Source organism: Bifidobacterium sp. RTP21102st3_E2_RTP21102_210122, from assembly GCF_040916945.1.
GTDB classification, from domain to species: Bacteria; Actinomycetota; Actinomycetes; order Actinomycetales; family Bifidobacteriaceae; genus Bifidobacterium; species Bifidobacterium longum.
Genome location: NZ_JBCPAN010000001.1, coordinates 452,797 through 462,233, shown reverse-complemented (window position 1 = coordinate 462,233; position 9,437 = coordinate 452,797). Strand labels below are relative to the sequence as shown.

The window sequence follows — 9,437 nt, the reverse complement described above, 5'->3', positions numbered from 1 at the left end:
GGCGAGGAATGAACTGGCAATCATTGACTATAAAGAAGTAGTACAAACACGCTCTTGAGTTCTCAAACCACCACCACACCAGCCAGACGGGAAACCAACCAGAGAAAGGAACCCGCCGCGCTGAGCGGCAACAGGTGAATAACTTACACGCATGTCCGGATTCACGCAAATCAGGCGCACGAAGATAAGCCCAAATCGTTGAAACGACAGGCTTCGCCCGGCGTGTCGAAATCAGCTTGAATCACGCCGTTACCATCAGGATACGCCGGCTTTTTATGGGCTCACGTAACGAAATCAGATGTTCACCGGCGTGTCGCAACAATTTATTCCACGTTCAACTCCCCTCAGTCCGATCACGCGGACGGCTCACCCGCAAAAAGCTCTCGTCCTTATGGCTCGACTATCGTCTCGCCTTCGTCTAAAAAAACAGTCCACCGGACTGTTTTTTAGACGCCTCAGCATCAAAGAGGGGAACCAAAGGGGGATTAGAAGGTCAGGCGCATCTGATGCCAGACCACGTCACCGTGAGTGGACTCCGAAATGCCCTCGTCCTCATACCCAAATTGCGCATAGAATCCGACCAGCCGATCTTTGCAGGTGAGCACCAGGCCTTTACGTCCAGCTGCACGAGTGTCTTCAATGACTTTCCTCATGAGTGTACTGGCGCAACCGCGATGCTGATACTTCGGCGCAGTATCCACGCCGAAAATCATTTGCCAGTCACCTTGAGGGTTGTGCTGCGCGGCATCCTCGTACATGTCATCGGTCAAGTCGCGCCGATCGGTCGCGAAACCGTTGATGAACGCCATGACGATCTCGCCATCAATCAATAGCCAAAAACATTCCGGATAGGTCTCGATTCGGGCGCGCAGGGACGAGCGGTCGGCGGCCTCGGCGGCCGGGAAGCATTCGGATTCCATGGCGGCCAGCGCGTCCAGATCGTCGATGGTGGCGTGGCGGATTAACTGGGGATCAGAATCAGTCATGTTTTTGTCCTTCTCTTAACACTCCGTTGTGAGCAACTTCCCTCAGTCACGCTTCGCGTGCCAGTCGAGGGGAGCCAGATGGATGTCAGATTACGTGGTATTCGCGTAACAGGGTGGCAATATCGGTGCCGTCGAGTTTCTTGAGCACCTTCTTGACCACGGCCTTTTCAATGAAGTTGAGCTTCATATCGGTGACCGGTGCACCGTCACGCAATTTGACGGTGGCGTTGAGCAGGTTGCGCACGTCATAGACGCTACCCCACACTTCAGGCACGCCGCGGTCCACGCCGAGCAACGTGTAGACAGCTTCCATACCGGTGCGCATCGAGTATTCGGTGGTGAAAATCGTGTCGCGCGGGGTCTCGGCGAACTGGCCAAGGAATGCGAAGTTCACGGCACCATCGGGCACCACGTCCGGGCGGTCGCCGGCCGCGCGCGGCATGAAGAACGCGGTGATGTACGGCATCATGACCGGCACGGTGTTGGCGTGGTGCTTTGCGAGCGCCTCGATCTTGTCGGTCGGCACGCCCATGTGGTAAAGCCACTCCTCGCAAATCTCTTCACCGGTGCATTCGGTCATCGGCTTCTTCACATAGTTGCCGGGCTTGTCCGGGAACAGGCCGTAGACCCATACGCACAGCTGGTCCTTGGGCTGGTCGCGGAACTGCTGCTGGCGGTTCAGGGTCCAACTCATGAGCCAGTTGGAGTCCTGCACGGTGACGATGCCGCCGGTGACGACCTTGCCGGAGAACGGGTCGCGCTTGCAGATCTTCTGGATGTACGGCGGAATCTCGCCGTCCAGGGTGGTGACGGTGGCGCTCATCCACTTGGTGGCATTCGGATCGGAGCAGAACTTCTCCGGATGGCCAAAGCTCGGGTCCTGGTCGGCGATACGCTTCCACATATCCCAGCCGCCACCGGGCTTCAGGTCTGGGTTCCATGCGGCGGGCGAGTTCTGGGAACCCATGGTGGAGTTCTCCACGCAACCGCCGTTGGTGATGAACACCAGATCGTTCTCGGTCAGGTCGATGGAGGATTTATCACCCTCGTGGTCCACGTCGATGCGCACGGCAAGCTTCTTGGTGGGCGTGCTGGCAGGGTTGCGCTTGAAGAAGCCGGAGGTGGCCTGAATCTTCTGGATGGTGTCTTGGCCTACGCCGGTGTGCTCGCGCTTGGGGCCGGCTCCCCCGCCAATCGCGAATTCCACGTTCTCGACCTTGGTGTTGTAGCGGAATTCGACGCCGTGCGATTCCAGATACTTGACCATCGGCAGAATCATCGACTCGTACTGGTTGTAGCGGGTGAAACGCAGCGCGGAAAAGTCCGGCAGGCCTCCGATGTGATGAATGTAGCGCTTGATGTACAGCTTCATTTCCAGCGCGGAGTGCCAGTTTTCGAAGGCGAACATGGTGCGCCAGTACAGCCAGAAGTTGGAGTTCAGCACCTCATCATCGAAGAAATCGGTGATCGGCTTGTCATACAGGTCTTCGTCCGGGGTGAAGAACAGCTTCATGATTTCCATCGAAGCCTTGTCGGACAGCCCGAACTTGCCCTTGAGCCCCGCGTCCTTGCCGAGATTCTTGGTGGCGCGGCACAGCGAGTAGTTCGGGTCCTCCTTGTTGAGCCAGTAGTACTCGTCGAGTACGCTGACGCCTTCGGTTTCGATGGAGGGAATCGAGCGGAACAGATCCCACATGACCTCGAAATGATTGTCCATTTCGCGGCCGCCACGCATCACATAGCCAAGGCCGGGAATATCAAGACCGTCACAGGCGCCGCCGGGTACCGGGTCCTTCTCAAGGATGTGGATGTTCTCGCCAGGCATCTGACCATCACGCACCAGATAACAGGCTGCAGACAATGCCGCCAGTCCGGTACCGATGATGTATGCATGCTTGTTGTCCACGTCGGCCGGCTTCTTCGGACGTGCGAAAGCCTCATAATTGCCGCTGCTGTAGTACATATTCCGCCTCCTTGGGGCAGAGTTGACACTTCATCAACTCTTCTTGAATAGACATCATGTCGCATTATTGACGAACGCGCCATAGGCAACGTTCGGCGTTCTGCCGCATTCGCCAATACCTTGCATCTACGGTTTTCGAGGCCTATGTTGGCTGTTGGCTCATAACTATTGAAGGCATACAGGCATACTGAGGATGCGGGGTGCTTCACCGAACCGGATGATTGATAAGGTCCCGCTCAATCCATGCCATGACCAAATCGGCAAGTCGGTTTACCTCCGCTTCGGCGAGTTCACGGCCTTTGGGCAGATGATGCCATTTTTCGATGCATCCGCGGCAGCATGTGGCGGTAGCATGCTGAGCGGCGAATACCGGATGGCCGCGCCATGGCGTCTGCCTGCCGTCGTTCTTCGGTTCGGCTGCGCCTATGCGGTCTCGCAACATTTCTCGCGCATGACGATCGATGGTCGCCCTGCCTTTGGTGCGGGCATAGGCTCGGTCTTTGTCGGTCAAAGCGAATTTGGCGCGGAACTGCGAATGAGACAGCCGTTCCAGCATCGTGGCAATCCATTGTTGCTCGTCATCGTTGTTACCAGTATCCGCCATCTCCATGCCCATGCGTTCCACAGTAGTCGCGCACATCGTATGGTGGCACACGCCTTAGCTCCCTCTGATGAAGGAGCCCCCAGCAAAGCCAGGTGAGGGAGAGGCCAGGGGCGAAACCCGCCAATCAGGCGGCAGACAAGCAGCTGGGGCCAAACAGAATCTTGATCTCAGCAAACAACGAAGTATCTCGCTTGACGCGGAAACGATCGCCAAACGTGAGCACCTGAGCGTTACCCTTCTCATCCAGCACCGCAAGATGTACTTCGCAGTAACCAGGATGATTAGCGAGCACCTGACCGAGTTGCATCATGCGTTGGCGCTCCAACGCCACCGGCGGCAGCGTGATGACCAACGGACGTTCATCCTCGGCTTCCAAGGTCGGAATCTGCATTTCCGTGGCTCTCAGAGAAACGGTTTCGTCGCGCAACTCCACTTGGCCACGAATCTGTACGATGGCGTCCACGGCAAGTTCGGCGGCGGCCGCTTCATAGACCTTGCCGAAGAACATGCATTGGATGGAGCTTTCCATGTCTTCGATGGTCACGATGGCCCAGGGGTTGCCCTTCTTGGATACGCGCCGGTCCACATTGGTGACCAAACCAGCCAACGTGACCTGCTGTCCTTCACCCATCGTTTTGGCTCGATCAACCAGATGCGCGATGGACATTTCACGCAAGGACGCGAGAATCGACTGCATACCGGAGAGCGGATGGTCAGACACATACAGGCCCAACATTTCGCGTTCGAAGTTAAGTTTGGTCTTCTTGTCCCATTCCTCAAGATCGGGTACGGTCACGGAAGCGTCGCCCATGGCCTCCGCTCCCCCATCCTCGGCATCGGAGAACAAATCGAACTGGCCCTCCGCCTGTTTGCGCTTCAGACTCACCACCGAATCGATGGCGGCCTCGTGCACGGTGAGCAGCGCGCGACGGTTCGGGTCAATCGAGTCGAAGGCACCGGCCTTGATCAACGATTCGACCAATCGCCGGTTCAGCGCGGTCAGGGGCACGCGGCGGATGAAGTCCATGAAGTTCACGAACTTGCCGCGCGGGCCTTCGCGTTCGGCGATGATATCGGCCACGGCCTTGTCACCCACGTTACGGATGGCACCAAGACCGAATCGGACGACGTCGCCGACTGCCGAGTACTCGTACACCGATTCGTTGACGTCCGGCGAGAGCACCTGGATGCCCATGCGGCGGGCCTCGCCCAAGTACAGTGCGGTCTTGTCTTTGTTGGTGGCGGCACCTTGCAACAAGGCGGCCATGAACTCGACCGGGTAGTGCGTCTTCAGATATGCGGTCCAGTAGGAGATCAGACCGTATGCGGCGGAGTGCGCTTTGTTGAAAGCGTAGCCGGAGAACGGCACCAGAATATCCCACACGGCCTGGGATGCCTCTTCGGAATATCCGTGCTCCTTCATACCGGCGAAGAACGGCACCTTCTCCTTGGCCAGCACTTCGGGCTTCTTCTTACCCATGGCTCGACGCAGCACGTCTGCCTTGCCCAGTGAATAACCGGCGAGGATTCGGGCGGCGGACTGCACCTGCTCCTGGTAGATGATCAGACCATAGGTCTCGTCAAGCACCTGCTTCAGAGGCTCCTCAAGCTCAGGGTGAATTGGCGTGATCTTCTGCAGGCCGTTTTTGCGCTTGGCGTAGTTGGTGTGCGAATCCATACTCATCGGGCCCGGTCGGTACAGGGCGATAAGTGCGGAAATATCGTTGAAGTTATCGGGCTTCAGGGTTTTCAGCAGTGAACGCATGCCGTCGGAATCGAGCTGGAACACGCCGAGCGTGTCTCCTCGGGACATGAGTTTGTAGGTTTCGGCGTCATCGAGCGGAATCTTGGTGTAGTCGATGGCGGGTTTGCCGTTGGCCTCGATGTTCTTCAGGGTGTCGTGGATGATCGTCAAGTTGGACAGGCCAAGGAAGTCCATCTTGACCAGCCCCAACGTTTCGCACGTGTGGTATTCGAAGGTGGTGGTGATGGTGCCATCGGTGCGTTCCAGCAACGGCGAGGTGTCGGTGATGGGTGCGCTACCCATGATGGTGGCGCAGGCATGTACACCGGTCTGTCGGATCAGGCCTTCGATACCCTTGGCTTCTTCGGTGATGCGCTTGGTGTCCGGGTCGGAATCGTAGAGTTCTCGGAATTCCCTGGCCTCGGCATAACGTTTGGCGGCAGGGTCGAAGATGTCATGCAGACTGATGTCTTTGCCGCCGGTGGCCGCCGGAGGCAGCGCCTTGGTGATTTTTTCACCGACTGAGAATTCATAACCCATGATGCGGGCGGAGTCTTTCAGGGCCTGCTTGGTTTTGATGGTGCCATAGATCACGCACTGGGCGACCTTATCGGTGCCGTATTTTTCGCCGCAGTATTCGATGACTCGCGCACGACCTTCAGGGTCGAAGTCGACATCGATATCAGGAAGGCTCACTCGCTCAGGGTTCAGGAACCTCTCGAAAATCAGGCCATGCTTGAGCGGATCGAGCTCGGTAATGCCCATGGAATAGGCGACCATGGCGCCTGCGGCCGAACCACGGCCCGGCCCCACCATAATGCCGTGGTCCTTGGCCCACTGAATGTAGTCGGCGACCACGAGGAAGTATCCGCAGAACTGCATCTGGCAGATCACACCACATTCGTAGTCGGCCTGCTTCAATACGTCGAGCGGCGGGTTGCCGTCGTAACGCTTCTCCAGACCTTCCTCGACTTTTTTGAGGAACAGGGAGGTCTCATCCCAGCCTTCGGGGCAAGGGAATTTCGGCATGAACGCGCCGTCTTCGTGGTCGTCGAACATCACGTTGCAGCGTTCGGCGATAACGAGCGTATTGTCGCAGGCGTCCGGGTGGTCCTTGAACAGTTCGCGCATCTCTTCGGCGGTTTTGATGTAGTAGCCGGTGCCGTCGAACTTGAATCGGTCCGGATCGTCAAGACGGGAACCGGAGTTGATGCAGAGCATGGCGTCCTGCGCCTGTGCATCTTCGGCGTGTACGTAGTGGGAATCGTTGGTGGCCAGCAGCGGGGCGTCCAGCTTCTTGGCGATGGTCAGCAGGTCGTTGGTGACCTGGGTCTCGATTGTCAGACCGTGATCCATGAGTTCGATGAAGAAGTTGTCTTTGCCGAAGATGTCCTGGAATTCGCCGGCGGCGCGCAGGGCCTCATCGAATTGACCGAGGCGCAGACGGGTCTGGATGATGCCCGAAGGGCATCCGGAGGAGGCGATCACACCTTTGGAATAGGTGGCGAGCACCTCCTTATCCATACGCGGATAACGCATGACGCGACCTTCGAGGTTGGCCACGGACGAGGCTTTGATGAGGTTGACCAGGCCTTCGTCGTTTTCGGCCCACATGGTCAAGTGGGTGATAAGACCACCACCGGAGACGTCGTCGCGGCGCTGGGCTTCGGTACCCCAATGCACACGGGACTTGTCTTGACGTGCGGTTTCCGGGGTCACATAAGCTTCGATGCCGATGATGGGCTTGACGCCATTGGCCACGCAGTTGGTGTACATCTCGTAGGCGCCATGCATGTTGCCATGGTCGGTGATGCCGACCGCAGGCATGCCAAGTTCGGCCGCACGCTTGGCCAAATCAGGAATCTTCGACGCACCATCGAGCAGCGAATAGTGCGTGTGGTTATGCAGTTGCACAAAGTTGTTCCCGTAATCAGCCATGCGCTCCACCATACCGTGTGGTCTGGGCGGCGGTAAATATTTACCGGTGAGGCCACATGCCTATAAAGTGGAGTATCAGCAACAGCGACACTAAGGCAGTGATAACGATGAAATTTGAAGACTACTCTCCCGAGATACAGGCCAAACTCATGGAAATCGGCAACGCTGCGGCAGATGCCGTGGAGTCTCAGGAATCACCAGCAGAAGGCATTCCCGAGGACAGCCCAAACTTCTCTCCCGAACTGGAGCTCAGCCGTCTAATCAATCGACGCAAAGCCGAACTGGAATACATTGATGCCCGCATTGCGCAGATGGTACTGCTCATGCATGAACGTGGACAATCATGGGAAACAATTGGTCGCAAGCTCGGTATCACGGGTGAAGCTACTCGTTTGCGATATGCCAAGATGGAGAGACCACGGCAATAACTGTAGTGCCAGCTGAGTTCGCGAATCATCTCGGCGAGAGAGGCTTCATCGCTAATCGTCATATTAGTCAGTTCAGACGCTCAGCTCTTTTGTCGGCACTCAGCAATGAGGGCGGCACAGAGCAAAATGACCTGGGCGACGAGGTTGAACCAAATGAGCACGCCGATCAACGCGGCGAACGGGGCAAGCATCGGATTCCGGGAGGCTCCGGCTAATAGTCGCGCACCGAGAAGCTGCATTGCGGAAACCGTCAGAGATCCCAGTAACGCGCCGAGTATCGTGAATCGTCCGGCTTTGATGTGGGAGACCACGCGCAGCAGCAACATGAACAACGCGAAATTCAGCGCGACACCGGTACCGAAACCGGTCATCTCCAAAAGCACGATGCCGGGCAACGAACTGCTGGGGATGCCGCCCCATTGCAGCAGTCGGCGTACGATGCCGCCGGACACCGTACCGGCCGCGGTCGAAAGAATGAACAGTATTGCGATGGCGATGGCGGCAAGCGTATCGCGTAACCTTGCGACGACGATATTGAGCTCGTCGCCGCAGTCGTCGAACATGGCCCGTACGGCGTGGCGCAGCGAGTTCATCCAGCCGGTCACTGTCCACCAGAATATGGCCAACGTGGCCAGACCGGTCCACGTCAATGCGCTTGACATGGCGCCTAGCGCGGAAGACGTCAGAAACGAGTCGGCCACACCGGGAATGACTTCACGCACCGCGTCAATCAGCATCTGCTGCCAATCAATGTTGCCGACCATGATAAGGCCGAACACGCTCACCGCAATCCAGACGCCGGCAAAAAAGGCGAACAGCAGACCATATGCCAGACCATTCGCCAGCAGGGGGCCGCTCCGCGACACATACCGGTCGAGCACGCGCCCAGGCAGCGAACGTGCCCACGCGTCCGCTCCCCTGTCAATCGCACTCTTCAACCCATGCATAGTTCAACTGTAGCTGTTGCCACCGTTGTTGAAACAGCATGGCGCGAAATCGCATTTAGCCAGCTCAAACGATGGCAACCATCAACGCCCCCACTCAATTGTTCAGAATCGGATACCATATGAGTATTCAATTCATCCGTCGGAGTGCAATGTCAGCAGTCCTCACCAACTGATGTCTTGCTAACCCGCTGGCCGCCCTAGTATCTACTGTTTCTTGTGGTCTTCGTTCAACAGCCAGTCAAGCGCGTATATCTGTCGGATGCCTTCGTGGGAGTAGGGCCGTTCGTCATCCAGCGTAATCAGCGTCTTGGGATAGTTGTCACGCACGGCGCGCAGCGAGGACGGCTCCCGATCCAGCGTCGCCGAATCGTGCACCGATTCGCTGACCTGGTAGTACCGACGTCCGCCTGGCCCGTTCGTGACGAAGTCGATCTCGCTGCCGGAGCTCTGTCCGACATACACGTCGCCCTCGCGGCGCATCAGTTCGAGGAACACCACGTTCTCGAGGAGGCGTCCGATGTCCCGCACGTTGTTGGAGCACAGGATACGTCGCATCCCCAAGTCCACGGCATAGTACTTCTTTTCCTGCTTGAGAATCCTCTTGCCCTTGATGTCGTATCGGTGGGCCGGGTAGAGGATGAACGCGTCGTAGGCCGCGATCGTCGTCGGAACGGGCACGGTCAACGACTAGGAAACGGTTTTTATCAGCAGGAGATTCTGCAATCCGGATGGCATATACCGCCCGGCTTCATTACTGCTTTGGCTCATTTCTGTTCACTTCACGCTGGAGTACCGAGACACGTTGAGCGGAAATACCGGTAATTCAC

7 protein-coding genes are annotated in these 9,437 nt (G+C 57.3%); 1 reads left to right on the top strand and 6 read right to left on the bottom strand.

Annotated features, from left to right (window positions below; translation table 11 throughout):
• Nucleotides 1–485 precede the first annotated feature (485 nt).
• The 4 genes from AB5287_RS02045 to dnaE form a co-directional block, all read right to left on the bottom strand.
• Nucleotides 486–986: a GNAT family N-acetyltransferase gene (locus tag AB5287_RS02045; protein ID WP_007053332.1), complete on the bottom strand. Its 501-nt coding sequence runs from the start codon at nucleotides 984–986 to the stop codon at nucleotides 486–488.
• A gap of 85 nt (nucleotides 987–1,071) precedes the next feature.
• Entirely contained in the window at nucleotides 1,072–2,949 is a 1,878-nt protein-coding gene (locus AB5287_RS02040) for an oleate hydratase (RefSeq protein WP_007054862.1), read from the bottom strand.
• A 205-nt stretch (nucleotides 2,950–3,154) separates the two neighbouring features.
• The gene (locus tag AB5287_RS02035; protein WP_368220516.1) at nucleotides 3,155–3,565 is read right to left on the bottom strand and encodes a DUF4186 domain-containing protein; all 411 of its coding nucleotides are present in this window, start codon (nucleotides 3,563–3,565) and stop codon (nucleotides 3,155–3,157) included.
• A 112-nt stretch (nucleotides 3,566–3,677) separates the two neighbouring features.
• Nucleotides 3,678–7,235 carry a DNA polymerase III subunit alpha gene (gene dnaE / locus AB5287_RS02030; protein ID WP_368220491.1) on the bottom strand — a complete coding sequence of 1,186 codons (3,558 nt, stop codon included), beginning with the start codon at nucleotides 7,233–7,235 and terminating at the stop codon, nucleotides 3,678–3,680.
• A 107-nt stretch (nucleotides 7,236–7,342) separates the two neighbouring features.
• On the opposite strand from dnaE, the gene AB5287_RS02025 reads away from it, so the two are divergent.
• On the top strand, nucleotides 7,343–7,663 hold the full coding sequence (locus tag AB5287_RS02025) for a hypothetical protein (protein WP_007055442.1): 321 nt from the start codon (nucleotides 7,343–7,345) through the stop codon (nucleotides 7,661–7,663).
• Between the two features lie 80 nt (nucleotides 7,664–7,743).
• On the opposite strand, the gene AB5287_RS02020 is transcribed toward AB5287_RS02025, so the two are convergent.
• A complete protein-coding gene (locus tag AB5287_RS02020; protein WP_023658465.1) occupies nucleotides 7,744–8,610 on the bottom strand; it encodes a YihY/virulence factor BrkB family protein in 867 nt (288 codons plus the stop codon).
• Nucleotides 8,611–8,814: 204 nt separating this feature from the next.
• The gene (locus tag AB5287_RS02015; RefSeq protein ID WP_225090357.1) at nucleotides 8,815–9,288 is read right to left on the bottom strand and encodes a DUF4143 domain-containing protein; all 474 of its coding nucleotides are present in this window, start codon (nucleotides 9,286–9,288) and stop codon (nucleotides 8,815–8,817) included.
• Nucleotides 9,289–9,437 lie beyond the last annotated feature (149 nt).

What these genes read in the sequence shown, in the direction of transcription:
- AB5287_RS02020 (WP_023658465.1), bottom strand. Translation starts at nt 8,610, where the DNA reads ATGCATGGGTTGAAGAGTGCGATTGACAGGGGAGCGGACGCGTGGGCA.
- dnaE (WP_368220491.1), bottom strand. Translation starts at nt 7,235, where the DNA reads ATGGCTGATTACGGGAACAACTTTGTGCAACTGCATAACCACACGCAC.
- AB5287_RS02040 (WP_007054862.1), bottom strand. Translation starts at nt 2,949, where the DNA reads ATGTACTACAGCAGCGGCAATTATGAGGCTTTCGCACGTCCGAAGAAG.
- AB5287_RS02025 (WP_007055442.1), top strand. Translation starts at nt 7,343, where the DNA reads ATGAAATTTGAAGACTACTCTCCCGAGATACAGGCCAAACTCATGGAA.
- AB5287_RS02035 (WP_368220516.1), bottom strand. Translation starts at nt 3,565, where the DNA reads ATGGGCATGGAGATGGCGGATACTGGTAACAACGATGACGAGCAACAA.
- AB5287_RS02045 (WP_007053332.1), bottom strand. Translation starts at nt 986, where the DNA reads ATGACTGATTCTGATCCCCAGTTAATCCGCCACGCCACCATCGACGAT.